Origin of the sequence: Alsobacter ponti, assembly GCF_024294805.1 — a bacterium.
GTDB classification, from domain to species: Bacteria; Pseudomonadota; Alphaproteobacteria; order Rhizobiales; family Beijerinckiaceae; genus Alsobacter; species Alsobacter ponti.
The window spans coordinates 301,586-328,044 of record NZ_JANCLU010000002.1 but is presented as its reverse complement, the minus strand read 5'-3'; the positions used below and the strand labels follow the sequence as shown (position 1 = coordinate 328,044).

The window sequence follows — 26,459 nt, the reverse complement described above, 5'->3', positions numbered from 1 at the left end:
CGGCGCGCGCGCCGGGCGGCGACGCGCCGCGCCTCGCCATGGCTCCGGTGACGGTGCGCGGCGCGCGGCTGGTGCTGGCGCGGGACGGGGCCGCGCGGGATCTCGCGCGCGCCACGCCCTCACCGCTGCCGCCCTTCCAGGCCGCGTTCCAGGCCATGCTGGCCGGCGGCGACGGCGAGGCCGTGCGGCGCGCCGTCGACGGCGCGGGCCCGGAGCGGCTCTCCGTCGTCTACGACGTGGCGCTGGCCACCGAGACGCGCGCCGCCGCGCGCCTGTCCGGCGACCCCGGCAAGCTGCTGACCGGACTCGGCGAGGACGACGACTTCAAGAGCTTGCTGCGCCGCGCCGTCGGGGATGGGCGGCTGACGCTCGCGGTCGAGGCCGACCCGGGCGCTCCGGCAGAGCTGACGGCGCGGGTGCGCGAAGAGGCGATCGACCGCGCGGCGGAGACGCTGGCGCGCCTGCACGCCGTCGGCGGCTCCGACGCCGCTCAGGGCGAGCTCCTGGCCGAGACGGCCCGCACCATGCCCGGCCGCGTCGAGACCTCGCTGTCGGCCGACCTCGCCGCCTGGCTGCGCCAGCGACCGCCATAGGCCGCGCTCCCCGCGCCCGCCCTTACCCAACTCGCGTCCACGGAGACCGGCAATGCTGCAACTGATGAACGACCAACAACTGATCGACGACGTGGTGGTGTTCGTCGACGACATCGACCCCGAGCAGTACTACGTGTTCCCGCAGACGCCGCGCTATCTGATGCGGCGCGACAACGGCCTGCCCAACTTCGCCTACGTGAAGTACCGCCTTCCGATCGACCGCGAGGACGGCAAGCGCGGCGGCGGCCTCGTCTATTTCGGCGTCGAGCTGAACATGCTGCCGGCCACCGAGGCGAAGGTCCGCGCCTGGTGCGAGCAGCGCAGCCGCGCCAGGCGCGGCATGGGCGCCGGCGGCCAGGTGCAGGTGAAGCTGGGGCGGCCCACCTTCACGCGCGGAACGGTGCGCATCGACATCCTCGATTCCGGCGGCGTGCTGGTGCAGCGCGTCAACTCGGCCGGCGTGCCCTCGCTGTTCGGCAACAACGCGGTCGCCGTGTCGGCGGAGTTCTCGCCCGAAGGCGCGGCCGTGTTCGAGCAGGTCATGCAGCGCCAGGGCAACGGCATGATCAACGTGTTCTACACGCTGTCCTATTACGGCCGCATGCCGGATTCCGAACTGGTCGGCCACTGGGACGCCTCGGCCTTCATGAGCTTCTCGCAGACCGTCGACGTCGAGGACAATTTCTGGAGCGAGGACGACTATACCGAGAACATCAGCGAGTACATTTCCAAGTCGGAATCCCGCAAGCTCGAATGGACGCGGCCGCTGATCCCGCCGGCGGGCATGGACCCCGCGCAGGCCGAAAAGATCAAGGCCACGATCGAGGACTCGGTCCGCCAGCAGCTCGACGACGGCATCAAGCGCAACCTGCTGGAGGCCATTCCGCCCGAGAACCGCGACGTCTCCAAGATCCGCGACCAGGGCTACGAGAACATCAAGCGCACGGTGAACACGTCGCGCTTCGCGGCGGTGAATGTCGTCTACAAGGGCGCATCGGCCGTTGAGGCGGTGAACAACCCGCAGGCCCCGCTCGACAGCATCGGCGGGCTGCAGGTCAACGGCAAGACGGTGAAGTGGGAGCAGGTGGCGACCGTCGTCGACGCCGACGATCCGTTCTTCAAGAAGTTCACCGTCCGCGTGCAGGTCAACGCCGACTTCGTGAAGCTGCCGATCTTCAGCGTCGACGTGACGTGGAGCTACCAGCCGCCCGGCAAGCCGGCGGCCGGCGAGACCTACTCGTTCCGCAAGCCGGAGGACATCGAGAAGTTCGACGTCTACTACGACGGCGGCGACGGCGCCTACAGCTATTCCTACGTGGTCAACTACAAGGGCGAGGACCGCGTGTTCAAGTCGCCCGAGCAGAAGACCACCTCCAAGGTGCTGACGATCAACGTCGCCGACCTCGGCATCTGGGTGGTCGACGTCACCGTCGGTGACATCAATTTCGACCAGGTTGAGCGCGTGCAGGTGATGCTGTCCTACGAGGACGGCGCGCAGGTGCCGCGCATCGAGCGCGTCTTCACGCTCGACAAGCAGCAGACCACGTTCGGCGTGCGCGAGCTGATCTTCGTGCCGCGCGACAAGCCCTACAAGTACAAGTTCAAGTACTTCATGAAGGGCGGCCGCGAGATCGAGGGGCCGGAGCGCGAGGGGCGCAGCGAGCAGCTCTACGTCAACGACCCGTTCAGCGCGACGCGCTCCGTCTCGGTGCGCTCGAAGGGCGACTTCGACACCCGCATCGACACGCTGTTCCTCGACTTCCTCTACGAGGACCCCGACCACGCCTACCGGCAGGAGCGCTCCTTCGCGCTGTCGAAGGCGGGCAAGCGCTTCGACGACTGGTCGTTCCCGGTGATCGACGAGAAGGCCGGCACGCTGACCTATACCGGCCAGATCCTCTACAAGAACGGCACCTCCTCCCCGATCCCGAAGAAGACCGTGGTCGGCAATACGGTGCTCGAAGGCGAGGACGTGGCGGAGCTGCGCGTCGAGATCGTCCCCGACCTGATCGACTGGGGCAAGACGAAGCTCGTCATCGTGCAGCTCGAATACGCCGACGCCGACAACAACATCCAGCTCAAGCAGAGCTACACGCTGCGCGGCGCCAACGACAAGCCCGGCCCCTGGCTCGCGCCGATCAAGAACGCCGCCAAGACGGACTACGACCTCTCGGCGACCTTCTTCATGCAGGACGGCACGCGCAAGGCGCTCGGGCCGACCCGCTCGCACGACGCCACGCTCGTGCTCGAACTGCCGAACTGACATCCCCCGGGGAGGCGCGCCCCTCGGGCGGCGTCTCCCTCCGGACCTGCCCGGAGGCCTCCATGATCTACCTCGAGCCGCCGTTCTACTTCATCAACGGGGTGATGGTTTACCGGGACCATTTGGACCCGCTCTATTGCTACTACCTGCCCGTCTCCCCGCGCCTGAGGCGCGTGCGCGACGAGGCGACCGGGCGCGACGTGCCGCAGGTCCAGCTCATCAAGTACAAGTCGGAGGTCGCCGGCAACGGCGGGTTCTTCAACTTCGACGTCCATATCGGCCTCACCCAGGCCGAGCGCGACGACATCGCGGCGGAGGTGAAGCGGCTCGGCCGCCTGCCCGCCACGCCCTCGCTCGTGCCGGTGCCCGTGCTCGACGGCACGGTGAGGCTCATGGTGTTCGGCCAGGAAACCCCTGCGCCGACACCGCCGCGGCCCGGCGCGCCCGCGCCCGCGCCGGCCGCGGCGGACAAGCCCCGCTTCGTGCTGAAGATCCAGCAGGCGGCCAAGCCCTCGCTGTTCGGCGACAACGCGGCCGCGTTCTCGGTGCAACTCGACCAGTACGGCGCGGCCGTGATGGAGCAGGCGCTGAAGACCGAGATGGCCCCGGTGCTGGTGGTGTACTCGCTGGACTACGCCATCCTGCGGCCGGCCTTCTCGGTGCGCCTGCACATCGACTGGGACCGGGTGCAGGACCGGCTCGACGAGCAGTTCGGCCACGAGGGCCTGTTCGACAGCGTGCAGATCGGCGAGGCCGTCGACAAGCTGGTCGAGAACCAGGCGATCGTGCTCGAGATGGACAATTTCGTGCCCGAGGCGGGCGACGAGGGCCAGTCCAACGCGGCGAAGTTCGAAGCCGCCAAGGCGCGCGTGCAGGAGATGATCACCAGCGCCTTCTTCCAGCCCAGCCTGCAGCCGGACAGGCCGCGGCCGGACGGCTGGGACAAGGCGACCGAGCTGATCGGCGACCTCAACCGCATGGGCCAGCAGGCGGCGATGGGCGGCGGCATCGGCGCGATCATCGGCACCTTCTCCTACAGCCATCAGCATTACTCGCGCATGGACAAAAGGCGTCTCGACGTCACCATCTCGGAGCGCACGGCGACGATCCGCACCATCTACCCGCAGGGCCACCTCGCCGGGCTGTTCAAGGAGTTGCGCGCCGGCGACGACCCGTCGCGCTACATCCTGGAGGTCGACGCCGACGACCCGTGGTTCGAGCGCCGTCGCGTGCGCGTGCGCAACCTCGGCGACATGGCGGACCTCGCCTCCGTGCAGGTGATGCTCAACTATGGCGGCGACCGCCACGACGTGTCGCTGACCAAGCAGAACGAGGAAGCCACGGTCAGCTGGGCGTCGGTGCTGGCCAACGGCCACGTCAAGCCGGAGGTCGACGCGCGGTTCACCGTCAACCTGAAGCCGGACGGGACGGGCGAAGTGCCGACCTCGCTCACCTCGCCGCCCCGCACCATCACCACCGAGGTGCTGGAAGTGCAGCCGGCCGAGCTGTTCGGCCGCCCCAGGGTGGCGATCGTCTCGGCCGACAAGTACCCGTGGGACCGCTTCCCGCGCGTGCAGGTCGACCTGCGCTACCGCGACGAGGCCAATGCGGTGCGCATCGAGGACTCCATCCTGCTCTCCAAGGACAAGAAGGAGGCGGCCTGGAGCTACCTCGTCGTCGACAAGGGCAAGCGCGCCTACCAGTACCGGCTGACCCACCGCGCCGCCAGCAACGCCGATGTCGAGGGGACGTGGATCGACGCGGAGGGCGAGCTGATCGACGTGCGCGACCCGTTCGCGGCGACGCGGCTGCGCATCGACGTCGTGCCCGCCGTGCCGCGCTGGGAGGACGTCGAGCAGATCTTCGTCGACCTGTCCTACGAGGACGCGGCCAACGCGTTCAGCCAGAACGAGAGCTTCGTCTTCACGCCCACCGACAAGGGGACGCGGAGCTTCGTGGTCGACCTGCGCGACCCCGCCAACAAGACGGTGACGTTCTCCGTCACCACCATCATGAAGGGCGGCACGGTGCTGGAGGTGCCGCCGAGCCAGGTGCGCCGCTCGCCGCTGATCGTGCGCCCCGACATGCGCGGCCAGCGCATCGTCAAGGTGCGCGGGCCGGCGGACTTCGTCGCGGCGCGGCTCGACAGCATCGTCGTCGACCTGCGCTACCTCGACCCCTCCGCCGGCATCGACGTCGAGGACACGGTGACGCTGGACGACCCCGCCGACGTGGGGACGTTCGAGTTCGCCTATGTCGACGCCGCGCGCGGCGGCTACGAGTGGCGCGCGCTCTACCGGCACGCCAACGGCATGACCACCCAGACCGACTGGCAGGCGGGCGAGGACGCGGTCCTCTCCGTCAAGGCGCCCTGACGGCGCCGCCCCCCTCCTCGCATTCGGGAGTTCGACCATGCTGCAATTCGGCTCCGACACGCTCACCGTCGACGGCGTCACGGTGTTTCGCGACCACGCCAATCCCCGGCAGTTCTGGTACCTGCCCGCCCCGGTCGACATCGCGCGCCGGCAGCCGGACAACCGCGCCGCCTTCACGCTGATCTCGTGGAAGCCGGCCGACGCCGCCGGCGGCACGAAGGGCGGCGGGTTCCTGACGCTGGAATCGACGCTGCGCCTGCCGCGCGCCACGGAGCAGAAGATCCTCGCCGCCGTGCGCGCCCTCGTACCCTCGGGCGAGCCGATCCTCACCGCGACGCCGTTCGATTCCGGCACGGTGCGCTGCGTCGCGCTCGACCTGGAAGGCGGCGGCGGCACGCGCGCGCAGGACCCGCCGGGGACGTTCCGCGCGGTCGAGGCGATCAGCGGCGCGACGACGCCCTCGATGGCCGGCGACAACACCGCCGCGTTCTCCCTGACCCTGACCCAGGAAGGCGCGACCATCCTCAAGCAGGCGTTCGAGCAGGGCACGACGCCGGTCGGCGTCATCTACGACCTGAAATACACCGGGCTGCGCCCGTCCCTGCAGATCAAGATCACCGCCGACTACGAGAAGATCTTCCAGCATTTCAGCGCCGGGCTGGAGGCGCAGGTCTACTGGTTCCGGGCCGGCATCGACGCCGGATTCGAGTCGCTGGTCGCCAACGGCGCGATCACCATCGAGGTCATCAATTTCAGCAACGCCGCCGACCGCGAGACCAAGGAGAAGTGGGCGCTCGACTTCTTCAAGCAGGACCTCCTCGCCAAATGGTTCGAGCCGACGCTGACCCCGGCCGACATCGAGAGCCGGATGGCCAAGCCGGAAGCGCTCGACGCCGTGATGACGCGGCTGAAATCCATGCAGCCGGACGCCAAGGCGGTCGAGAAGCCGGACGACAAGAAGACCCCGGAGGACAAGAAGCCCACCGAGGACAAGACGGGCAAGCCGGCCGAGGACAAGAAGCCCGAGGCCGCCGTCACGCCCGCCGCGCAGCCCGCGCCGCAGCGGCAGAAGGCCGCGCTGAAGATCGTCTCTCGCACGCCCGACGGCGCTCCCGCCGAGCGCACGGCGACGTTGACGCCCTCCGAGAGCGGCAACGAGGAACTGGTCGCGCTGGGCGACGCCGCCAACGCCAAGGCCAAGGTCGACGGACAGGACGTCGCGCTGCGCGACGGCAAGGTCGTGCTCGACGTGCCCGCCGGCCAGACGCGCAAGATCGAGATACGCTGGCCGGGCAAGGCCGCCACCACCAAGACCGAGACGTTCCGGCTGTTCTTCACCTATCCGCGGCCGCTCGACCCGGCGCTGGCCGGGCGCGGCACGTGGAACCGCCAGCATCCCGACTGCAAGGCCTACGCCGCCGGCACGATGACGCCGCGCGACGACCGCCTGATGGACGCCAGCGGGGTGCAGGGGCAGGCCCCGACCGGCAACGGGCCGCAGGCCCTGCGCGACTGGCTGAAGCGCCTCGCCTCGCCGGCCATCGTCAAGGTCGAAGGCCACGCCAGCTACGAGGGCCACCCCGAGAAGGCCAAGGACAACCAGGCCCTCTCGTCGCGGCGGGTCGACGTGGCGCTTGAGATCATCGGCTCCGCCGCCACCGTTCCCCCCAGCGACCTGAAGGCGCTCGGCCAGACCCGCGCGCAGAACGCCACGCCGCCGCGCGTCAGCCACCCCGACGGGACCGGCCCCGACTTCCCCGACGACAGGGTCGTCGAGATCACCGGCACGGTGCGCGGCGAGGACGGCGTCGACGAGACCGTGCTGGTCGCCGAGGTCTCCCGCCCGGCCGACGTGCAGCCGCCCAAGAAGGACGAACCTAAGAAGGACGAGCCGAAAAAGGACGAGCCCAAGAAGGAGGACCCGCCGAAGAACGACACGCCGCCGAAGAAGGAGGACCCCAAGCCAGCCTCCACCCCCGCCGCGTCGCCCTCCGGCACGCCGGCGCTGGTGTCGCTGCGGCTGAAATACATTCGGCAGGAGGAGCGCAAGAAGATGACGCTCTCCTACAACCGCACGGAAGCGGTGCAGGCGTCCTACGCGCCGCAGGGCTTCCTGGGCCTGCTGCTCAGGGACCTCGCCGACCCCTCCAAGCACTTCGTCGAGGTCGATCTCGACGACCCGTTCTTCCGCCGCTTCGAGGTGGTGGTCGACGCGCCCATCGACTACGCGCGCATCGGGCTCCTCTCGGCGCAGGTGTCGATCGACTACGGCGACCCGGACGACCCGGCGAGCCTGAAGCACAAGGACTTCGTGTTCGACCGCGCCAGCCCGACGCGAAACGCCTTCACCACCTTCATGAGCCCGGACCTCGCCTCCGGCTACCGCTACTCGGTGCAGTACCAGTTCGATCCGAACGCCGGCTGGGACGGCGAGAAGCTGAGCTACGAGATCCCGCCCGTCGACACCACGGACCGGACGCAGACCGTGCTGCCGCAGAACATGCTCGGCTTCCTCGAAATCTCGGTGCTGCCCAACCGGATGGACGCCGCCATGGTCGACTTCACCGAGGTGATGCTCGCCTATGACGACCCGAGCGGCTGGAAGGCGCGCCGGACCGTCATCGTCCGCCCCGGCGGCGAGGCGCAGACATGGCGGCTGCGGTCGTCGGACCGCCACGCCTCGGAATACAGCTACACGATGCGCCACCACCTCAAGAACGGGCGCGTGGTGGAGAGCCCGGCGGTGACGACGACCGCCTCGGCGGTGTCGGTCGACGATCCCTTCGAGGACGCGCTGGACATCCAGCTCGTGCCGCTGTGGCGCGCCGACGCGATGCGCAACGTCTTCGTCGACGTCAGCTACGCCGACCCGGCCAACGCCTATCGCCGCAACGAGCGCATCGTCTTCGAGGGCGCGGACACCGCCCCGCGCGGCGTGCGCATCGCGCTGCTCGACCCGGCGCGCCGCAGCTTCGACGTGCAGATCGCCATGGTGGGTGCGGACAACGCGCTCACCCGGCGCACCCTGACGACCACCGACACCATTGTCGGCGTCGGGCCGTGAACGCGCCGGCGCGGCCGTGCTGGCACGCGTCCGTGCTGCGGCGGCTGCGCGAGGCCGCCGGCGAGCCGGCGGACCGCGCCGCCTGCCGGCTCGGCGCGCTGGCGGCCGCGTTCGGCGCGGAGGGAGCGCCGCCGGGCGACGCCATCTGGCGCTGGAGCCGCCTCGCGCCGGGCGGCTCGCCGGTCGAGATCGTCTGGCGGCCGGGGCGCGCCGGCATCGGCTGGACGAGCGAGGTCGCGCCGCCGGCCACGCCCGAGGTGCGGCGGCTGGATCGCGCGCTCGCGCTGGCCGCGCGGTTCGGCTTCGCTGGCTTCGACGCCGAGGCGCTCGCCGGGATCGCACGGGCGCAGGCGGAAGGCGGGCTCGCCTGGGGCGCGTGGCTGGGCGGCCGGCACGCGCCGGAAGGCGACGCGCTGAAGCTCTACGCCGAGATCCCGCAGCGCGCGGGGGAGCTGGCCGGCGCGGGCGTGCGCGCCGACTGGCCGGAAACGGGCGAACTTCGCATGGTCGGCGTCTCGGCGGCCGGCGTCGAATATTACTGGCGGGTCGAGCGATGCGCTCCCCACGTCGTCTATCGCGCGGCGGAAGCGGTCGGCGCGACGCGCCTGCTGCCCGAAGCCGCCGCTCTGCTCGGCGAGCTCCGCGACGCGCCGCCCGCCGAAGCACTGGCGGGTCCGCGCCTCGGGCTCAGCCTCGCCTTCGATGCGGACGGCAAGCCTTTAGCGCTCTCCCTGTTCCTGGGCGCGTCGCGCGCCGGCCTGCGCGCGCCGGACGACCTGCGCCGGCTCGGACGCCGCGCCGGCGATCCGCTCGGTGGCGCGTTCGAGAGGCTGTGGCGCGACGGGATGGTGCGGCCCTCGGTGCTCGGCCTCGCCCTGACCGCGCAGGGGATCGGGCTGCAGGTTGGCTGGGCCCCCTGCCCCGCGTGACCGTGCTCAGGGCGCGCTCGCCTCGAAAATCTCCTGGCCCATCAGCACGCAGTCCGGGCCCAGCACGTGGTAGATCAGCCGCATGCGGTAGCGCGCCTTGTAGACCGATCCCCACAGCTCCAGCACGGCGAAGCGGTGCGAACCGGCCAATGCGCGCACCGGCGGCAAGACCCGCACGTCGGGCGCGACGTCGACGGGAGAGCCGATGTCCGGGCCGACATGGAAGGCGAGCAGCGCGCGGGCCTGCTCGCGCGCCTGGGAGGCGCATTGCGGATCGGCGGCGCGGGCCGCGGCGGGCCAGGCCAGAACGGCCAGCACCACGAGCGCGGCGGCGTTACGGAATTGTGTCAGGGTGCGGTCCTCCGGCTTGCATCGCGCGATTAACGCACGAAACCCGCCTCCGGCCCATTCCCGTCCGGCGCGCGCGCTGACTCAGCGCTGCAGCACGTAGGTTCCCGGCGCGTCGTCCATGCGCCGGCGCGCGCCGGCCCCGCCGAAGCCGGGCGGCTTGACGCGCGTCTCGCTGGAATGGCGCGTCAGCCAGCGTTCCCACGCCGTCCACCAGGAGCCGGCGGTCGGCTCCAGCGCCGCCGCCCATTCCTCCGGGCTCACGCACATCTCGTTCGCGTGCTTGGTGGCCAGCCGATAGTGCCGGTTGCGATGTCCCGGCTCGCTCACGATGCCGGCATTGTGCCCGCCGCTGGCGAGCGCGAAGGTGACGTCGGTGTCGGCGAGATAGTGGATCTTGAACACCGACCGCCACGGCGCGACGTGATCGGCCTCCGTGCCGACGACGAACATCGGCGCGCGGATGTTCTGGATGACCGCCGGCCGTCCCTCCACCATGAAGCGGCCGGAGGCGAGCTCGTTGTCGATGTAGAGGCGGCGCAGATATTCGGAGTGCATCTTGTAGGGCATGCGCGTCGCGTCGGCGTTCCACGCCATCAGGTCCGTCATCGCCGCGCGCTCCCCCATCAGGTACTCGCGCACGAGGCGCGACCAGACGAGGTCGTTGCTGCGCAGGAGCTGGAACGCGCCGGCCATCTGGTCGGTCGAGAGATAGCCCCGGTTCCACATCATGCTGTCGAGGAAGTGCAGCTCGCTGTGGTCGATGAACAGCGCCAGCTCGCCCGGCTCGGTGAAGTCGGTCTGCGCGGCGAGCAGCGTCAGCGAGGCCAGGCGGTCGTCGCCGCGCGTCGCCATCGCCGCCGCGGTGGCGGCGAGCAGCGTGCCGCCCAGGCAGTAGCCCGCGGCATGGACCTTGCGGTCCGGCACGATCGCGTCGATCGCGTCCAGCGCCGCCATGACGCCCAGCCGGCGGTAATCGTCGAGCGTCAGGTCGCGGTCCTCGGCTCCCGGGTTGCGCCACGACACGCAGAACACCGTGTGCCCGTGCTCGACGAGGTAGCGGATCAGCGAGTTATGGGGCGACAGGTCCAGGATGTAGTACTTCATGATCCAGGCCGGCACGATCAGCACCGGTTCGGCGCGCACCGTCTCCGTCGTCGGCGCGTATTGAAGCAGTTCGATCAGGTGGTTGCGGAAGACCACCTTGCCCGGCGTCACCGCCACCTCGCGGCCGGGAACGAACGCGTCCGAGCCGACCGGCGGTCGGCCCGTGGCGAGGCGCGAGGCGTCCTCCAGCCAGTTCGAGAAGCCGGTCAGGAAGTTGGCTCCGCCGCTGTCGCGCGTCCGCTCCAGCACCTCGGGGTTGAGCGCCGGGTTGTTTGACGGCGACACGATGTCGAGGAGCTGGCGCGCCACGAAGGAGACCACCTCCTCGTGATGCGGCGACACGCCCGGCACCTCGCGCGTCACGTTGTGCCACCATTGCTGCGTCAGCAGGAAGCCCTGGCTCCACAGGCTCCAGGGCGGGCTTCCCCACGCCTGCGCGCGGAAGCGATGGTCGCCCGGCAGCGGCTCGATGCAGGGCGGCGCGTCCTGCCCCAGCGCCGTCGCGGCGACGTGCGACAGGAAGCGGGCGTTCTTGCGCGCCGCCTTGTCGACAAGCTCCATGCGCTTGCCGGGGGCGACGGCCAGATGCAGCAGCCAGTCGAACGAGGCGAGCATGAGGGCGGCCGGCGACACGCCGCGCGTGAACGGCGCCAGCGTCGCCTCGGACATGCGGTCGAGCGCGCGAAACGCCTCGCGGCCCAGCGGCTCCTCCGGCGCGAGCGACGGCGAGGGCGTCGCCGCCGGCTCGGCGTAGGGAAAGCGGATCACGGTTCCGCGGCGTTCGGAGGCCTTGCGCATGAGGTCGCATCCCGGTGGTAAACGCCTGATCATGCACGCCATGCGTGCGTCCGTCGTTGATGCCGATCAGACCGCGTGCTGTCGCGCAACAAAAACGCGGCGGCCCCCGGGGAGGCCGCCGCGCGGGAAACTCGTCGTTTCGGACGGGATTACTGCGGAATCGGGGCGTACTTGCCGTCGTGCCACAGATTGATGTCGTAGCGCGGGTCCTTGATGTCGCCCTTGGCGTCGAACTGGATGGCGCCCAGCACGGTCTCGACCGGCTTGCCGTCCTTCAGAGCCTTGGCGACCTTCGCCGGATCGTCGGAGCCCGCCCGCTTCACGCCCTCGGCGATCGCCTGCACGACCGCGTAGCTGAACAGGGTAAAGCCTTCCGGCTCGTAGTTCTGCGACTTGAACAAAGCGAGCGCCGGGGCCGCCGTCGGGGAGCGGCGCGGATCGGTCGGGAAGGTGAACAGCGTGCCCTCGCCCGCCGGGCCGGACACGGCCCAGAACTCGGACGTGGCGATGCTGTCGCCCATGATCAGCGTGGGCTTGTAGCCCTGGTCCGCCGCCTGGCGCAGGATCAGACCGGCCTCGGTGTGGTAGCCGCCGAAATAGACCACCTCCGCGCCGACCGACTTCAGCTTGGTGACCACCGCGCCGTAGTCCTTCTCGCCGGCGTTGATGCCCTCGAACAGCACCTCGGTCTGGCCGGCCTGGTTCATCTTCTCCTTCACGACGGTCGCCAGGCCCTTGCCGTAGGCGGACTTGTCGTGCAGCACGGCGATCTTCTTGCCCTTGTACTTGGCGGCGATCCACGGGCCGATGAACGCGCCCTGCGCGTCGTCGCGGCCGTAGAGGCGCATGATCGTCGGGTTGCCCTTGTCGGTGAGAACGGGGTTCGACGAGGCCGGGCTCATCATCAGCGTGTTATTCTCGGCGTAGACGTCCGCGGCCGGGATCGACGCGCCGGAGCAGGCATGGCCGGCGACGAACTTGACGCGGTTGCCGACGAGGCGGTTGGCCACGGCCACCGCCTGCTTCGGATCGCACATGTCGTCCTCGACGACGATCTTGATCTTGCGCCCGTTGACCCCGCCCGCCTCGTTGATGAGGGCGGCGGCGTTCTCGGCGCCGCGCTTCTGCTGCTCGCCGATGGTGGCGATCGCGCCCGTCATCGGGCCGACCACCGCGATGGTGAGGTCCTGCGCGCCGGCCGGCGCGCCCGCCAGCAACAGCGCCAGCCCCGCCAGGGACGGCACGAACGAATTGCGCATGACAAACACTCCTTCTCTCAACGACCGTCCGTACACACCTGCACGGTCCGGGCTTCAATTCAACCGCCGCGACGATCCTCCTCGACCGAAGCCTTGGGTCCGCAGTCGGCGTCCGGCGGGATTGGGAAACCCGCGAGCACCCGGAAATAATGGGGCAGAAGCTCGCGGCGCAAGGCGGCCGGCTCGACGATGTGCAGGGCGTAATGGCCGACCTGATGGTAATAGAGAATACGCGCCCGCGCCTCTGCCTCGCGCGCCTCGTAGCCGAGCCTCGCGAACAGGCCCCGCAGCATGTCGAGGCGCTCGTCGTCGGCGGCACGCACCAGACGGTCGACCTCCGGCGCGGAGCGCGCCCAGTCGCGCAGGGCGGCGTCGAAGCGCGGATCGTAGCGTTTTTCGTCGAGCCACACCCGGCAGAAGCGCAGGAGCTGGACCGCCGGGCGGTCCCGGTCGCTCTCCAGCGCCTCCGCGAACGGCGCGACGGTGCTGCGCCGCCACTCCTCGCGCAGCGCCGACAACAGCGCGTCGCGCGACTTGAAGTGCCAGTAGAAGCTGCCGCGCGTGACGCCGAGACGGCGCGCCAGCGCGTCCACCTTCACCGCCGCCACGCCCTGCTCGATCAGCGTCGCGCGCGCCGCCGCGATCCAGTCCGCACGCCCCAAACGTTCGGACGGGTCGCCGTCGCGCCGCTCCTCCGCCCCGTCCTCGCGCGCCATGGCCACGCCCCTTGCTGCCCCGGAGACCATACAATACTGTACGGAAGCTGAGCAACACGTACCACGGAGAGAGCGGCGGCATGACTGGTTACGGGGCGGCCCGACTCCTGCGCGAGGGCCTGCGCGGCCACCGGGGCTGGACCCCGGCCTGGCGCAGCCCGGAGCCGAAGCCCGACTACGACGTCGTCATCGTCGGCGGCGGCGGCCACGGGCTCGCGACGGCGTACTACCTCGCCCGGGTCCACGGCGTCCGGCGCGTCGCGGTGGTCGAGAAGGGCTGGATTGGCGGCGGCAACACCGGCCGCAACACCACCGTGGTGCGCTCCAGCTATTTCTACCCCGAGAGCGTGGCGCTCTACGACCTCGCCCTGCGGCTCTACGAGGGGCTGAGCCGGGAGCTCGACTTCAACATCATGCTCTCGCAGCGCGGCATCCTCACCGTCGCGCACACCGAGATGGAGATGGACGTCTGCGCCCGCATCGTCAACGCGATGCAGATCAACGGCACCGACGCCGAGCTCTTCGACGCCGAGCGCGTCCGCCGCGTCGCGCCGCTGCTGGCGACCTCGCCCGGCTCGCGCTATCCGGTGCTCGGCGGGTTCTGGCAGGGCCGCGCCGGGGTGGCGCGCCACGACGCCGTGGCCTGGGGCTACGCCCGCGCCGCCGACCGGCTGGGCGTCGACATCATCCAGAACTGCGAGGTGCTGGACTTCATCGTCGAGAACGGCGCGTGCGCCGGCGTCGTCACCGCGCGCGGACCGATCCGCGCCGGCCGAGTCGGGCTGGCGGCGGCGTCCCACAGCGCGGTGCTGGCGGCCAAGGCGGGGTTCGAGCTGCCGCTGCACGTCTACACGCTGCAGGCCATGGTGAGCGAGCCGATCAAGCCCGCGCTCGACACCGTGGTGCTGTCGCTCGGCACGGGCGTCTATGTCAGCCAGTCGGACAAAGGCGAGCTGGTGTTCGGCGGCGGCATCGACCGCGTCACCTCCTTCGCGCAGCGCGGCAACCCGCCGGTGCAGGAAGCCGTCATCTCCGGCCTCCTCGAGATGTTCCCGGCCTTCGGGCAGCTCAAGCTGATGCGGCAATGGGCCGGCATCGTCGACGTCGCGCCCGACAGCTCGCCGATCATCGGCCCCTCGCCGCTGCCGGGCCTTTTCCTGAATTGCGGCTGGGGCACCGGCGGCTTCAAGGCCATTCCGGCCGGAGGCTTCCTGATGGCCCACCTGCTCGCGCGCGGCGAGCACCACGAGATCAGCCGGCCCTTCGACCTCGATCGCTTCGCGCGCGGCGCGCTGATCGACGAGGCGGCGGGCTCCGGCATCGCGCATTGAGGCGACCATGCAGATCTTCACCTGCCCGTTTTGCGGCGCGCGCGACGAAACCGAGTTCCGCTTCATGGGCGAGGCGGGCAAGCAGCGCCCGGAGGGCGGCCGCGCGGTCGGCGAGGCCGAATGGGCCGCCTACCTCTATCTCCAGCGCAACGAGAAGGGGCCGGTGCGCGAGATCTGGATGCACCAGCCCTGCGGCGAACTGTTCCTGCTGGCGCGCGACAACGTGACCCACGCCGCAGAGCCCGGCGTCGGGCTGCGGCCGGAGGGCGCGTGATGGCCCGCCGCCTCCCGCAAGGCGGGCGCATCGACCGCGCGCGCCCGATCCCGTTCAGCTTCGACGGCAAGGCCCTGAGCGGCTTCGCCGGCGACACGCTGGCCTCCGCCCTGCTCGCCAACGGCGTCTCGACGGTCGGCCGAAGCTTCAAGTATCACCGCCCGCGCGGCGTGTTCGGGCACTGGACCGAGGAGCCCAACGCCATCCTCGACGTGACGCGCGACGGACGGCGCGAGCCCGACGCCCGCGCCACCACCGTGTATCTGGAGGAAGGCCGGACCCTCGCGGCGGCCTCTGTCAACGCCGCTCCGGACGCGGAGCGGGACCGCCTCGCCGTCATCGACGCCTTCGCGCGCTTCCTGCCCGCCGGCTTCTACTACAAGACCTTCCTGTGGCCGCGCTGGGGACTGTTCGAGCCCGCAATCCGCGCCATGGCCGGGCTCGGGCGGCTCGATCCCGGCTGGCTCCCCGCCGCGCCCGCCGCTCCATGCAATCGCGCCTGCGACGTGCTGGTGGTCGGGGCCGGTCCGGCGGGGCTGGCGGCGGCCAGGAGCGCCGCCGAGGGTGGCCGCTCGGTGCTGCTCGTCGACGACCGGCGCGAGCCGGGCGGCGTGCTGCTGTGGCGCGGCGGCGAGGTGGAGGGACAGGCGGCGGAGGCGTGGATCGCCGATACGCTCGCCGCCATCGCCCGCGCCGGCGGGACGGTGATGTCCGACACCACGGCCTACGGCGTCTACGACCACGGGCTCGTGTGCGCGCTCCAGCGCGGGGCGGAAGGCGCGCCGGACCGGCTGTGGCGCATCCGGGCGGGACACATCGTGGTCGCCGCCGGCGCCATCGAACGCCCTCTCGTCTTCGCCGACAACGACCTCCCAGGCGTGCTCTCAGCCGAGGCGGGCCTCGCCTATCTGCGGCAATACGGCGTGCTCGTCGGCGAGCGCGTCGTCGTCGCCGCCAACAACGACGCGGCCTATCCGGTGGCGCTCGCCCTGCGCGAGGCCGGCGCGCACGTCTCGCTCGTCGACAACCGGCCCGCGCCGCGCCTGCGCCGCCTCGCCGAGGACGGCGGCGTCGCCGTGCTCGCGGGCGAGCGCGTGGTCCGCGCCGAGGGCCGCCGAGCGGTCCGGGCGGCGACGCTGGCGAGCGGCGCGCGGATCGAGGCCGACGCGCTGCTCGTCTCCGGCGGCTTCACGCCCACCGCCCACCTCTACTGCCAGGCGAAGGGCAAGCTCGCCTGGGACGACGCGCTGCTCGCCTTCGTCCCCGGCGCGCCGGTCGAAGGCGTCAGCGTCGTCGGCGCGGCGAACGGCGTATTCGGACTCGCCGCCGCCGTGGCGGAGGCACGCGCCGCGGTCGCCGTTCCGAAATCCGGCGGCGCGCCCGCCGCCCGCGATCCGGCGGCGCTCGACGCCGCTCCCGCCTGGCCCAATGGCGACGCCGGGGGACGCGCCTGGATCGACCTGCAGAGCGACGTGACTGTGAAGGACGTCGGCATCGCCGCGCGCGAGAACTACGCCTCGGTCGAGCACTTGAAGCGCTACACCACGCTCGGCATGGCGACCGACCAGGGCAAGACGTCGAACGTCAACGGCATCGCCGCGCTCGCCGCCGCCACCGGTCGCGCCCCGGGCGAGGTGGGCACGACGACCTACCGTCCGCCCTACGTCCCGGTGCCGTTTTCGGCGATCGCTGGCTTGCGCGGCGGCGAGCGGATGAATCCCGTGCGCCGCCTGCCTCTGGAGGCGCGCCACCGCGCCCTCGGCGCGACGCTGGGCGAATATGGCGGCTGGCTGCGGCCCGCCTATTACGGGCCCGGCGACATGACGGAGGCGGTGGCGCGGGAGATCAGGGCGGCGCGCGAGGCGGTCGCGGTGTTCGACGCCTCGCCGCTCGGCAAGATCGAGGTCATCGGGCCGGACGCTGCCCGCTTCATGGACTTCCAGTCCTACATGACCCTCTCGACGTTGGCGCCCGGGCGCATGCGCTACGGCTTCATGCTGGAGGAGACGGGCATCGTCTTCGACGACGGCGTGGTGTCGAGGCTCGACGAAAACCGCTTCCGCGTGTCGTGCTCGACCTCGCACGTCGCCGCCATGCACGCGCGGTTCGAGACGTGGCGCCAGGACCAGTTCGACCCTGCCCGGCTGTTCATCCACAACGCCACCACCCACTGGGCGACGCTCGCCGTCAGCGGCCCCCTGTCCCGCCTCCTGATGGAGCGGCTTTCCATCGTCGCCGACCTGTCGGATGCCGCGCTGCCCCACATGGCGTTCGTCGAGGGCCGCTTCGCCGGCGGCCCGGCCACGGTGGCGCGCGTCAGCTTCACGGGCGAGCGGGGATACGAGGTGTCGGTTCCCGCCGCGCGCGCCGCCGAGCTGCACGAGCGGCTCCTCGCCGCCGGGCGGGACCTCGGCGTCGCGCCGCTCGGGATCGAGGCGCTGATGGCGCTGCGCGCCGAGAAGGGTTTTGTCGTCGTCGGGCTGGATACAGACGGCACGACCATGCCCCACGATCTCGGCTTCGGCGGCCCACGGCTGAAGCGGACGGGCGATTTCGTCGGCAAGCGCTCGCTGTTCACGCAAGCGGCCGAGGCGGCGGACCGCAAGCAGCTCGTCGGGCTCGACACGGTGGACGGCGCGCCGTTGCCGCGCGGCGCGCATGTCGTCGCCAGGGACGGCGGCCGGTTGCGCTCCGAAGGCTTCGTCACGTCGAGCTACGCCAGCCCCGCCCTGCGCCGGCCCGTGGCGCTCGGCCTCGTGGCGCGCGGCGCGGCGCGCCACGGCGAGGAAGTAACGCTGCGCCATCTCGGGCGGGAGCTGCGCGCGCGGCTGCGCCCGCCTTGCGCGTACGATGCGAAAGGAGACCGGCTCAATGCTTGACCGCGGCGCATTCTGGACCGCGTCCCCGCTTCCCGGCAATGAGCGCTTCGCGGCGCGGGGCGTCGAGATTCGTGTCGTCCACGGCCTGTCGCAGGTTCTGGTGAGCGGGCGGCTGGGTGGCGGAGCCGGGCCGCTGGCCGGTCTCTCGGCGCCTGTGGGGTTTCGCGGCGTCGCGACCGGGCCGCGCTACGCCGCCGCGGTGGCGCGCGACCGGGCGCTGCTGGTCTCGACCGCGCCGCTGGACGTCTCGGAAGGTTGGGACGACGAGGCCGCGGTCGCGGTCACCCGCATAGACGACGGCTTCGTGGTGGTCGACATCGCCGGCGACGGGCTCGCCGATCTTCTCGCCGCAGCGACGACGTTGCCGCCGGACGTCGCGACGCGGTCGGCCTCGGTCGTGTTCGCGGGCCTGCCCTGCGTCGCCTATCGCGCCGGAACGCCGGACGTGCTGCGGCTGCATGTCGAGCGTCCGCTGGCGGCGGCGCTCGCGGCGTGGTTGCGAAGCGTCTGACGGCGGACACGCAAAAGCCGCCTCGCGTCTCCGCGGGCGGCTTCCCCGTCCTGCCCCCAAACCCGAACCGCCAGTACATCCGTGGTCGGGACGGCTCGGGGGCGCCTGCCCTCCCCTCGGGGTGGGCGGCTGGATCGGAGCCCGTCACGTCTCGTAGGACGCGCCGGGCTCCTCGGCTCTGACGTCACGGGCTTCGCGGGACCGCGTCATGCGCGCCGCAGCGAAGCCGTCGTGTGTCAGGCGAGCTCGATGCTGCTCACCGCCATCTTGCCGGTGCGGCGGTCGGGCTGCACGTCGAACAGGACCTTCTGGCCCTCGGCGAGAGTGCGGATGCCGGCGCGCTCGAGAGCGGTGGCGTGGACGAAGGCGTCCGGGCCGCCATTGTCGGGCGCCACGAAGCCGTAACCCTTCGTCTCGTTGTAGAACTTTACCGTGCCATTCGTCATAGTCTTAGTCTTTCACGTGAGTGTGCAGATACGGAAACCGCTTGCGCGGGCCGTCTGGTAGTCGAGTTTTGGAGAAACCTGAAACGTCCGCCCGAGCTAAGCTGCAGAGCGACGGCCCGAATGTCGGCCAAAGTCGATGACAGGAATATAGAGGCGGAATTCTTTATTGCAAGTGGTAATCCTATCATTCGCCAAAATAGGGTCGTCGCACGCTCAACACGCGCCGCGCTTCAGGCTCACTGCTCCTTGGAGAGACGCAAGGCGCGCAGGCGTTGGATCTTGGCGCCGAGCGCCACATCGCGGTCCCGCTGTTCCTTCACCCGGCGCTCGCTCTCGCGCATCCGCTGGTCGTCTCGCAGGGCTCGGGCGGCGGCGTTCTGGGCCTTCGTGCTGTCGGACATTCCGCTCTCCTCGCCTGCTCGGTCAAAATGAAAAAGCCGCCGGGCGCTTGCGCCGGCGGCTGTCCCACGCTGCCCAAACCATTCTCGCCAGTACATCCGTGGTCGGACCGGCTTGGGCTACGCATCGACCGGCAGGGCCGGGATGCGCGTTACGCATCGGTATATAGCCGGCTTATGTGTCAGGACTATGTCGGCCGGCGTCGCGGCGTGTCATGCTCGCCGGACCATTTTCAATGCCGGAACGGCGGATTCGTTCCACGCGCCGCCGGCTTCAACCCAGAACAGCCACAGGAGGAAACCCGAGTGTCCCGCGCCGAAGTGTCCCTCGCCGAACGTCTCGAAGCCTGCCACAGCTCCGTCGTCCACGACGTGATGAAGGACATGGGCCTTCGCATCCGCGTGCTGCCGCGCGAGATTCTCGGGCTGGAGCCCTGGATGCGGGTGGCCGGCCCCGTGTTCACCGTGCGCGGCCGCCCCGACCCGACGCTCGACAAGCACACCTCGCTCTACGAGTGGGCCGGGCTGCTGTCCAAGTCGCCGAGCGGGCACGTCGTGGTGTGCCAGCCGCAGGACGACGTGCGCGCGCTGTTCGGCGGGCTCTCGGCCGAGGCGCTGAAGATCAAGGGCGTGCGCGGCTACATCGTCGACGGCGGCTGCCGCGACATCCAGGCCATCGTCGACCAGCGCTTCCCCGTGTTCGCGCGCTACGGCACGCCGGTCGATATCGTGTGCGCGTGGCGGGCCGAGGCCTTCGGCGAGCCGGTCGCCATCGGCGGCCAGATGGTCGCGCCCGACGACATGGTGATCGCCGACCGGGACGGCATCATCCTGATCGACGGCCCGGCCGCCGCCGACGTGATCGCGGCCGCCGAAGCCAAGATGGCGACCGAAGGCGAGATGGTGAAGGCCATCCGCGCCGGCCAGGACCCGCAGGAAGCCTATATGCGCTACCGCGTGTTCTGAGGCTCCGCGCGGCCGGCGGCGCGACGCCCCCGTTTGGCGGCGCCCCCCGCCCCCATCGCTTCCGGCGGCCGGCGAGGTCGCGTCTCTCGCGAACCGGGAGATCGCTTCGGAGAGAACCAAGTGGACCGGCGAGCGACCTCCGCTCGCCGGTTCATTTTTGACCTTGCGTCCATACCGACCGGTTGGTATGTTTTGCGGGTCAATCGAGAAACCAACTTGAGGGAGACGCATGGCGCGCGCCGGATCCGCCCGCGAGAAGCTGTTGGACGCGGCGTTCGCCCTGATCCGCGCCCAGGGCTTTTCCGCCACCAGCGTCGACGATTTGTGCGCCAGGGCCGGCGTCACCAAGGGCGCGTTCTTCCATCATTTCCGCAGCAAGGACGACCTCGCCGTCGCCGCCGCCCAACACTGGTCGGACGTGACGGGGGCGTTCTTCGCGGCCGCCGACTATCACCGCCACGACGATCCGCTCGAGCGCGTGCTCGGCTATCTCGCCTTCCGCAAGGACATCCTGCGCGGCGACGTCGCCGAGTTCACCTGCCTCGTGGGCACCATGGTTCAGGAGGCCTACGGCTCCCACCCCGCGATCCGCGAGGCCTGCGACGCATCGATCTCCACGCACGCGGAAAAGGTGGAGGCCGACATCGCCGCCGCCATGGCGGCGCGCGGCATGGCGGAGACGGAATGGACCGCGCGCGGCCTCGCTCTCCACACCCAGGCGGTGCTGCAGGGCGCGTTCATCCTCGCCAAGGCGAAAGGCGGAGCGGACATCGCGGCCGAGAGCATCGACCACCTCATCCGCTACGTGAAGCTCCTGTTTGACCCCCGCAACGACAAGGGAGGACGATAATGACAACCCAGCGCCAACGAGAGGACGAAGCCACGATCCGCGGCATGATCGCCAACTGGTCGCGCGCGGTCGAGCGCCACGACTCGGCAGCCGCCGTGGCGGCCTACACGCCGGACACCGTGCTCTACGACCTCGTTCCCCCCGGCAAGACCGTCGGCGCGCAGGCCATCAAGGCCGTGTGGGACGCGTGCTTCCCGTATTTTCCGAAGTCGATCCGGTCCGAGCACAAGGATCTCGTGGTCGAGGTCGACGGCGACGTGGCGTTCGTGCACGGGCTGCACCACTTCGTTCCGGAGCCCGCCGACCATCCCAGCGGCTCGACATGGATGCGCGTGACCGCCTGCTACAAGCGCATCGACGGCCAGTGGCGCGTGGCGCACGAGCACGTCTCGATCCCGTTCGATCCGATGACCAATAAGGCCGCCTTCATCGGCCCGGACGGCGCGACGACCGACATGCGCTCGGCGCCCTCGGCGACGACCGTCCACCGCGTGACGCCCCATCTCGTCTGCCGCGGCGCGGCGGAGGCGCTGGACTTCTACGCCCGCGCGCTCGGGGCCAGGGAGATCCTGCGCATGCCGACCCCGGACGGCCGGCTGATGCACGCCAGCATCGAGGTCAACGATTCCACGGTGATGCTCTGCGACGAGTTCCCGGAGATGGGCAACAAGGCCCCCACGACGCTGCACGGCACGCCGGTGACGATCCACCTGCCGGTGAACGACGTGGACGCCAGCATCGCCAGAGCGGAAGCGGCCGGCGCGCGCGTCGTCATGCCGGCCGCCGACATGTTCTGGGGCGACCGCTACGGGCTGATCGAGGACCCGTTCGGCCACCGCTGGTCGTTCGGCACGCCGAAGCGGTCCTTGACCCCTGACGAACTGGCCGAGGCCGCGCAAGCCGCCATGGCCAACCCCGGCGCCTGCCCGCCGGACGCGTGAGCGCGTCCCGAATAGTCGAAAATTTCCCCCGCTCCCCGATGGAGACCGCGATGCCGACCGACACCCCGACCGACGACGACCGCGACCTGCTGCTCGTGCGCGAGCTCGCCGCGCCCCGAGACGCCGTCTGGCGCTGCTGGACCGAGCCGGAGCTGCTGAAGCGCTGGTTCACGCCCGCCCCGTGGTCCACCACGAGGTTCGACCGCGACCTGCGCCCCGGCGGCGGCAGCACGGTGACGATGCGAAGCCCGGACGGCGAGGAGTTCACCCATCGCGGCGTCTATCTCGAAGTCGTGCCGGGCGAACGCCTCGTGTTCACCGACGCCTACCGCGCGGGATGGGAACCGGCCGACAAGCCGTTCATGACCGCCGTCATCACGCTGGCGGACGCCGGCCCCGGCCGCACGCTCTACACGGCCCGCGTCCGCCACTGGACGGCTGAGGACCGCAAGCGGCACGAGGACATGGGCTTTCATCCCGGCTGGAACAAGGCCGCCGACCAGCTCGTGGACACGGCCCGCTCTCTCTGAGCCCGACGACAGGAACGCGGCCCCGTCCGGTTGGCGGCGCCGCGTCCCTTCGACAGCGCGCAAGGCGCAGTTTATGCTCGCTTTGGTTGCGGCGTCTGGGAAGGGGCTTCCGATGGACTTTTCGCAGCTTTCCGAGCTGGAGCAGGCGGCGCGCCGCTTCGGCGAGGCTTGGGCGCGCGGCGATGTCGCCGAGCTCGCCGGCATGCTGTCGCCCGGCTACACGCACACGGACGCCACGGGCGAGCTGCTGGCTCACGACGAGTGGCTGGCCTACGCCGCCAGGCGGACCGGCCGGACGACGTCCATCGCCTTCCGCGACGTCGTCATCCGCGACGCCGCTCCCGACGTGGCGATCATCACCGGCGTCAACGTGGTCACCGGCGGCGGCGCGCGCAGCGCCGAGGACCGTGCCGACCTCCTGCTTCGCTTCACGCAGGTCTGGGTGCGCCGCGACGGGCGCTGGCTGCGCGAGGCGTTCCAGGCCACGCCGATCGTTCAGGAGCGTGCGAACTGAAAGTCGGGATCAGCTGAGAGGCAGCCCCTTGACCTGCGCCAGCGCGATCATGACGCCGCGCATCTCCGCGAGGCCCTTCAGCCGCCCGATGGCGGAGTAGCCGGGGAAACTCCCCTTCCCGACATCGTCGAGCAGTTCGTGGCCGTGGTCCGGCCGGAACGGGATGCGCCAGCGCGGATCGCCTTCCGCCTTGCGGCGCGCCTGTTCCGTCAGCAGCACGTCGACGAGGGCCACCATATCGACGTCGCCGCCGAGATGCTCGGCCTCCATGAACGAGCCGTCCGGCTGGCGCGAGACGTTGCGCAGATGGACGAAGTGGATGCGTTGCGCGAAGCGTCGCGCGATGGCGGGGACGTCGTTGTGCGCTCCCGCGCCCAGCGAGCCGGCGCAGAGCGTGACGCCGTTGGCGGGCGAGTCGACCGCCCCGGTGATGAAGGCCAGGTCGTCTTCCCCGGAAACGATGCGCGGCAGGCCCATCAGCGAGCGCGGCGGATCGTCCGGGTGGATCGCCATGCGGATGCCGACCTCCTCGGCGGTGGGGATGATCTCGCGCAGGAAGCGGGCGAGGTTGGCGCGCAACGTCGCGCGGTCCATGCCGGCGTAGCGCGCCAGGTGCCGGCGCAGCCCGGGAATGTCGTAGCGGTCGAACGCGCCCGGCAGGCCGGCCATGATCGTGGCGAGCAGCCGGTCCTTGTCGGACTCGCTTGCGGCCTTGAACCACGCCCGCGCGCGGTCCAGCACGTCAGGCGCCACCTCGTCCTCGGCCCCGGGCCGCTCCAGCATGAAGCAGTCGAAGGCCGCGTAGTGGTGGGCGTTGAAACGCAGCGCGTTGCCGCCGCCCGGCAGCTTGTGATGCAGCTCGGTGCGCGTCCAGTCGAGCACCGGCATGAAATTGTAGCAGATGGTGGTGACGCCGCACGCAGCGAGGTTGCGCATCGACTCGCGGTAGGCGTCGAACAACGCGGTCAGGTCGCCTTCGCCGATCTTGATGCGCTCGTGGATCGGCAGGCTCTCGACGACGCTCCAGCGCAGGCCGAGCGACGGGTCCGCGCCGATCAGCGCCTTGCGCTCCTCGATGGCGTCGACGGTCCACACCTCGCCATAGGGGATGTCGTGCAGGGCGGTGACCACGCCGCTCGCGCCGGCCTGCCGGATGGCGTGCAGGGGCACGACGTCGTCGGGACCGAACCAGCGCCACGTCTGTTCCATATTGATATCCTTCGAATCGGGGGGCTGAGGGGCGCGTCAGGCGAATCGAGCCGCACCTTCACGGTGCGAAGCTCGATCTCGATCAGCTCGAATGCCTCGCGCGCTGAGCGTGCCGGGAAAGTCTGCGTGATCATCGCCGCCGGGTCCAGCCGCTTGTCGGACAACCACCGGACCGCCTGGGGAATGAAGCTCGACCGGGCCCAGAAAAAACGCCCGCCGGAGGAACCGGCGGGCGCGACGAGCGGCAGGGAGTTGAAGGGTCAGTTGGGTCGGCGGGTCTCGAACAGGATCACCTGCAGCGGCAGCAGCCCGCCGCGCGGCGCCACCTCCCGCTCGAAGGCGTCGGTCAGGGCGCTCACCACCGCGTCGGGGTCGACGCCGCCGCGCGCGCGGATCTGGTCGATGGTCGGGTTGCCGTAGACAAGGCCGCGCGCGAAATCGGCCGCCGAGGCCAGCTTGTGGTCCGTCCTCATCACTTCCACGGTAAGTTCCTGGAAGCCCGCCCGCTCGACGCTGTCGCGGATCGCGTCCAGCTGCGTGTAGCCATAGGGTACGGCGTAGAACGGCGGCGGATCCTTGGGAAAGAACGATCCGATCACCTGGTGCGCGATGCGCCCGGTCGGGTTGTAGCGGTGATCGTCCCACACGCTGAAATGGAAGCGCCCGCCGGGCTTCAGCACGCGGAAGGCCTCGCCATAACCCTTGTCCTTGTCCGGGAAGAACATGATGCCGAACTGGCAGACCACGGCGTCGAACGAGGCGTCGCCGAATGGCAGGGACGTCGCGTCGGCGGGCTGGAACTCGACCTTCTCGCCCGGCGAGATCTTGCGCCGCGCCACCTCGAGCATCGGCGCGTTGAGGTCCGTCGAGATCAGACTGCCGCGCGGCGGCAGGCGGTCGCGCAGCACACGGGTCACGATGCCGGTTCCGGCCGCCGTCTCCAGCACGCGCTCCGGCGCGTGGGCGGCGACACGGTCCGCCATCGCCTTGGCCCAGTCCGCGAAAAACACCGGTCCGAGGTCGCGGTCGTAGAATTCGGGAATGCTTCCGCTAAAACTCGCCGTGTTGTCAGCCATGGCAGTGCTCCTGGCTCGGGGAATGCGGGACGCTAGCAGAGCGACAATACAATCAGAACGTGTCCACTGTGCGCGCCGACACCGCCGGCGCGCAATGGCGAGACCGGTGACGACTTGCATTTGACCGGTTCCAGTGCGCAACTTGACCGATGATGCTTTCGTCCCCCGACTCGTCAGCTCCGTCCACGGCTTCGAACACGCCCGACGGCCGCGTCCGCTTCGCCGCGGGGACCGTGCTGTTCCGGGCCGGCGATCCGTGCCGCGGCCTGTTGGCCGTCGAGCAGGGCTCGATTCGCGTGCAGACCGTCACGGAAAGCGGACGTCAGGTCACGCTCTACAGGGTCGGCAGCGACCGCGCCTGCGTGCTCTCTACCCAGTGCCTCATGACCGGCGGCGTTTACCCGGCGGAAGGGGTGGCGGAAACCGACGTGGTGGGGCGCTTCCTGTCGGCGGCCGAGGTCGAGCGCCGCATCCGTGAGGACGCGCCCTTCCGAGGCTGGCTGTTCCAGGGCTATGGCGTGCGGCTGACCGAGCTGGTGCTGCTGGTCGAGGACCTTCTGTCGTCCGGCATCTCCCGAAGGCTCGCGCGGCTGCTGCGCGAGAAGTCGGCGACCGACCGGGTGGTCCGGCTGACCCACCAGGACATCGCCGGCGAGATCGGCTCGGCTCGGGAGGTCGTGAGCCGCCATTTGAAGGATCTGGAGCGGCGCGGAGCCGTCGCGCTCGGCCGCGGCAGCGTGTCGGTGTTGCGGCCGGACGTGCTCGAGGCGCTGGAGATGTTGCCCGACTGACGTTTGTGACCTTGTCACCGACAAGGTCGGGCCACGGGCGTAGGATGCGTCATCGTTCAAGGCATCGACCAGGAGGACCTCATGTCCAGGAATGTCGGTAATATCGACCGTGTGCTTCGCGTTGTTGTCGGCCTCGCGCTGATCGTCATGGCGTTCATGGGCCTTTACACGCCCTGGACCTGGATCGGCATCGTGCCGCTGCTGACGGCGCTCGTCGGCTTCTGCCCGGCCTACCGCCTGCTCGGCATCAACACCTGCCCCATCGGCAAGCAGGCCTGACGCTCCACCCTC

At 70.4% G+C, this 26,459-nt stretch carries 24 protein-coding genes; 16 read left to right on the top strand and 8 right to left on the bottom strand.

Going from position 1 to position 26,459, the window contains the following annotated elements; genetic code table 11:
- The 5 genes from NK718_RS03900 to NK718_RS03880 form a co-directional block, all read left to right on the top strand.
- Positions 1–593 (top strand): hypothetical protein (locus NK718_RS03900; RefSeq protein ID WP_254738803.1); only part of this gene is annotated, 593 nt, incomplete at its 5' end.
- A gap of 52 nt (positions 594–645) precedes the next feature.
- Positions 646–2,856, top strand: a complete 2,211-nt coding sequence (locus NK718_RS03895; protein WP_254738802.1) for a hypothetical protein — start codon at positions 646–648, stop codon at positions 2,854–2,856.
- Positions 2,857–2,918: 62 nt separating this feature from the next.
- Positions 2,919–5,231, top strand: coding sequence for a hypothetical protein (locus NK718_RS03890; RefSeq protein ID WP_254738801.1), 2,313 nt, complete (start codon positions 2,919–2,921; stop codon positions 5,229–5,231).
- A 37-nt stretch (positions 5,232–5,268) separates the two neighbouring features.
- Positions 5,269–8,295 carry a hypothetical protein gene (locus tag NK718_RS03885; RefSeq protein ID WP_254738800.1) on the top strand — a complete coding sequence of 1,009 codons (3,027 nt, stop codon included), beginning with the start codon at positions 5,269–5,271 and terminating at the stop codon, positions 8,293–8,295.
- A complete protein-coding gene (locus tag NK718_RS03880; protein ID WP_254738799.1) occupies positions 8,292–9,224 on the top strand; it encodes a hypothetical protein in 933 nt (310 codons plus the stop codon). Before NK718_RS03885 ends, NK718_RS03880 begins: the two co-directional genes overlap by 4 nt.
- Before the next feature lie 6 nt (positions 9,225–9,230).
- On the opposite strand, the gene NK718_RS03875 is transcribed toward NK718_RS03880, so the two are convergent.
- From NK718_RS03875 to NK718_RS03860, 4 genes are all read right to left on the bottom strand, one after another.
- On the bottom strand, positions 9,231–9,542 hold the full coding sequence (locus NK718_RS03875; RefSeq protein WP_254738798.1) for a hypothetical protein: 312 nt from the start codon (positions 9,540–9,542) through the stop codon (positions 9,231–9,233).
- Between the two features lie 114 nt (positions 9,543–9,656).
- Entirely contained in the window at positions 9,657–11,348 is a 1,692-nt protein-coding gene (locus NK718_RS03870) for a PHA/PHB synthase family protein (protein WP_254738815.1), read from the bottom strand.
- Positions 11,349–11,626: 278 nt separating this feature from the next.
- On the bottom strand, positions 11,627–12,736 hold the full coding sequence (locus NK718_RS03865; RefSeq protein WP_254738797.1) for a branched-chain amino acid ABC transporter substrate-binding protein: 1,110 nt from the start codon (positions 12,734–12,736) through the stop codon (positions 11,627–11,629).
- A 59-nt stretch (positions 12,737–12,795) separates the two neighbouring features.
- The gene (locus tag NK718_RS03860; protein ID WP_254738796.1) at positions 12,796–13,452 is read right to left on the bottom strand and encodes a TetR/AcrR family transcriptional regulator; all 657 of its coding nucleotides are present in this window, start codon (positions 13,450–13,452) and stop codon (positions 12,796–12,798) included.
- An 80-nt stretch (positions 13,453–13,532) separates the two neighbouring features.
- Between NK718_RS03860 and NK718_RS03855 the strand changes: the two genes are divergently transcribed.
- The 4 genes from NK718_RS03855 to NK718_RS03830 are packed head-to-tail and all read left to right on the top strand — an operon-like array spanning position 13,533 to position 18,447.
- Positions 13,533–14,783 (top strand): sarcosine oxidase subunit beta family protein, encoded by a 1,251-nt coding sequence (locus tag NK718_RS03855; RefSeq protein ID WP_254738795.1) that lies wholly within the window; start codon positions 13,533–13,535, stop codon positions 14,781–14,783.
- A 7-nt stretch (positions 14,784–14,790) separates the two neighbouring features.
- Positions 14,791–15,057, top strand: a complete 267-nt coding sequence (locus tag NK718_RS03850) for a sarcosine oxidase subunit delta (protein WP_254738794.1) — start codon at positions 14,791–14,793, stop codon at positions 15,055–15,057.
- The gene (locus NK718_RS22060) at positions 15,057–17,936 is read left to right on the top strand and encodes a 2Fe-2S iron-sulfur cluster-binding protein (RefSeq protein ID WP_305883664.1); all 2,880 of its coding nucleotides are present in this window, start codon (positions 15,057–15,059) and stop codon (positions 17,934–17,936) included. The genes NK718_RS03850 and NK718_RS22060 overlap by 1 nt, the downstream gene beginning before the upstream one ends.
- Positions 17,929–18,447, top strand: a complete 519-nt coding sequence (locus NK718_RS03830; protein WP_254738793.1) for a hypothetical protein — start codon at positions 17,929–17,931, stop codon at positions 18,445–18,447. The genes NK718_RS22060 and NK718_RS03830 overlap by 8 nt, the downstream gene beginning before the upstream one ends.
- A gap of 236 nt (positions 18,448–18,683) precedes the next feature.
- Here the strand turns inward: NK718_RS03830 and NK718_RS03825 are convergent, their stop codons facing one another.
- A complete protein-coding gene (locus tag NK718_RS03825) occupies positions 18,684–18,893 on the bottom strand; it encodes a cold-shock protein (RefSeq protein ID WP_254738792.1) in 210 nt (69 codons plus the stop codon).
- Between the two features lie 236 nt (positions 18,894–19,129).
- Positions 19,130–19,294, bottom strand: a complete 165-nt coding sequence (locus NK718_RS03820) for a hypothetical protein (protein ID WP_254738791.1) — start codon at positions 19,292–19,294, stop codon at positions 19,130–19,132.
- A 303-nt stretch (positions 19,295–19,597) separates the two neighbouring features.
- Between NK718_RS03820 and NK718_RS03815 the strand changes: the two genes are divergently transcribed.
- The 5 genes from NK718_RS03815 to NK718_RS03790 all read left to right on the top strand — a co-directional run bounded on the left by NK718_RS03815 (position 19,598) and on the right by NK718_RS03790 (position 23,092).
- A complete protein-coding gene (locus NK718_RS03815; protein ID WP_254738790.1) occupies positions 19,598–20,257 on the top strand; it encodes an RraA family protein in 660 nt (219 codons plus the stop codon).
- Between the two features lie 229 nt (positions 20,258–20,486).
- Entirely contained in the window at positions 20,487–21,107 is a 621-nt protein-coding gene (locus NK718_RS03810) for a TetR/AcrR family transcriptional regulator (protein WP_254738789.1), read from the top strand.
- Positions 21,107–22,048, top strand: coding sequence for a VOC family protein (locus tag NK718_RS22080; protein ID WP_307730323.1), 942 nt, complete (start codon positions 21,107–21,109; stop codon positions 22,046–22,048). Before NK718_RS03810 ends, NK718_RS22080 begins: the two co-directional genes overlap by 1 nt.
- 50 nt (positions 22,049–22,098) lie before the next feature.
- Entirely contained in the window at positions 22,099–22,578 is a 480-nt protein-coding gene (locus tag NK718_RS03795) for an SRPBCC family protein (protein ID WP_254738788.1), read from the top strand.
- A 112-nt stretch (positions 22,579–22,690) separates the two neighbouring features.
- Positions 22,691–23,092 (top strand): nuclear transport factor 2 family protein, encoded by a 402-nt coding sequence (locus tag NK718_RS03790; protein WP_254738787.1) that lies wholly within the window; start codon positions 22,691–22,693, stop codon positions 23,090–23,092.
- A 9-nt stretch (positions 23,093–23,101) separates the two neighbouring features.
- On the opposite strand, the gene uxuA is transcribed toward NK718_RS03790, so the two are convergent.
- Entirely contained in the window at positions 23,102–24,301 is a 1,200-nt protein-coding gene (uxuA, locus tag NK718_RS03785) for a mannonate dehydratase (protein ID WP_254738786.1), read from the bottom strand.
- A 260-nt stretch (positions 24,302–24,561) separates the two neighbouring features.
- Positions 24,562–25,377 (bottom strand): class I SAM-dependent methyltransferase, encoded by an 816-nt coding sequence (locus NK718_RS03780; protein ID WP_254738785.1) that lies wholly within the window; start codon positions 25,375–25,377, stop codon positions 24,562–24,564.
- 149 nt (positions 25,378–25,526) lie between these two features.
- Here NK718_RS03780 and NK718_RS03775 point away from each other — a divergent pair, with 149 nt between their 5' ends.
- Both NK718_RS03775 and NK718_RS03770 read left to right on the top strand, forming a co-directional pair.
- On the top strand, positions 25,527–26,168 hold the full coding sequence (locus tag NK718_RS03775; RefSeq protein ID WP_254738784.1) for a Crp/Fnr family transcriptional regulator: 642 nt from the start codon (positions 25,527–25,529) through the stop codon (positions 26,166–26,168).
- An 81-nt stretch (positions 26,169–26,249) separates the two neighbouring features.
- Positions 26,250–26,447 carry a YgaP family membrane protein gene (locus NK718_RS03770; protein WP_254738783.1) on the top strand — a complete coding sequence of 66 codons (198 nt, stop codon included), beginning with the start codon at positions 26,250–26,252 and terminating at the stop codon, positions 26,445–26,447.
- Positions 26,448–26,459 lie beyond the last annotated feature (12 nt).

What these genes read in the sequence shown, in the direction of transcription:
- NK718_RS03895 (WP_254738802.1), top strand. Translation starts at nt 646, where the DNA reads ATGCTGCAACTGATGAACGACCAACAACTGATCGACGACGTGGTGGTG.
- NK718_RS03890 (WP_254738801.1), top strand. Translation starts at nt 2,919, where the DNA reads ATGATCTACCTCGAGCCGCCGTTCTACTTCATCAACGGGGTGATGGTT.
- NK718_RS03885 (WP_254738800.1), top strand. Translation starts at nt 5,269, where the DNA reads ATGCTGCAATTCGGCTCCGACACGCTCACCGTCGACGGCGTCACGGTG.
- NK718_RS03870 (WP_254738815.1), bottom strand. Translation starts at nt 11,348, where the DNA reads ATGTCCGAGGCGACGCTGGCGCCGTTCACGCGCGGCGTGTCGCCGGCC.
- NK718_RS03865 (WP_254738797.1), bottom strand. Translation starts at nt 12,736, where the DNA reads ATGCGCAATTCGTTCGTGCCGTCCCTGGCGGGGCTGGCGCTGTTGCTG.
- NK718_RS03860 (WP_254738796.1), bottom strand. Translation starts at nt 13,452, where the DNA reads ATGGCGCGCGAGGACGGGGCGGAGGAGCGGCGCGACGGCGACCCGTCC.
- NK718_RS03855 (WP_254738795.1), top strand. Translation starts at nt 13,533, where the DNA reads ATGACTGGTTACGGGGCGGCCCGACTCCTGCGCGAGGGCCTGCGCGGC.
- NK718_RS03850 (WP_254738794.1), top strand. Translation starts at nt 14,791, where the DNA reads ATGCAGATCTTCACCTGCCCGTTTTGCGGCGCGCGCGACGAAACCGAG.
- NK718_RS22060 (WP_305883664.1), top strand. Translation starts at nt 15,057, where the DNA reads ATGGCCCGCCGCCTCCCGCAAGGCGGGCGCATCGACCGCGCGCGCCCG.
- NK718_RS03830 (WP_254738793.1), top strand. Translation starts at nt 17,929, where the DNA reads ATGCTTGACCGCGGCGCATTCTGGACCGCGTCCCCGCTTCCCGGCAAT.
- NK718_RS03825 (WP_254738792.1), bottom strand. Translation starts at nt 18,893, where the DNA reads ATGACGAATGGCACGGTAAAGTTCTACAACGAGACGAAGGGTTACGGC.
- NK718_RS03820 (WP_254738791.1), bottom strand. Translation starts at nt 19,294, where the DNA reads ATGTCCGACAGCACGAAGGCCCAGAACGCCGCCGCCCGAGCCCTGCGA.
- NK718_RS03810 (WP_254738789.1), top strand. Translation starts at nt 20,487, where the DNA reads ATGGCGCGCGCCGGATCCGCCCGCGAGAAGCTGTTGGACGCGGCGTTC.
- NK718_RS22080 (WP_307730323.1), top strand. Translation starts at nt 21,107, where the DNA reads ATGACAACCCAGCGCCAACGAGAGGACGAAGCCACGATCCGCGGCATG.
- NK718_RS03795 (WP_254738788.1), top strand. Translation starts at nt 22,099, where the DNA reads ATGCCGACCGACACCCCGACCGACGACGACCGCGACCTGCTGCTCGTG.
- NK718_RS03790 (WP_254738787.1), top strand. Translation starts at nt 22,691, where the DNA reads ATGGACTTTTCGCAGCTTTCCGAGCTGGAGCAGGCGGCGCGCCGCTTC.
- uxuA (WP_254738786.1), bottom strand. Translation starts at nt 24,301, where the DNA reads ATGGAACAGACGTGGCGCTGGTTCGGTCCCGACGACGTCGTGCCCCTG.
- NK718_RS03780 (WP_254738785.1), bottom strand. Translation starts at nt 25,377, where the DNA reads ATGGCTGACAACACGGCGAGTTTTAGCGGAAGCATTCCCGAATTCTAC.
- NK718_RS03775 (WP_254738784.1), top strand. Translation starts at nt 25,527, where the DNA reads ATGATGCTTTCGTCCCCCGACTCGTCAGCTCCGTCCACGGCTTCGAAC.
- NK718_RS03770 (WP_254738783.1), top strand. Translation starts at nt 26,250, where the DNA reads ATGTCCAGGAATGTCGGTAATATCGACCGTGTGCTTCGCGTTGTTGTC.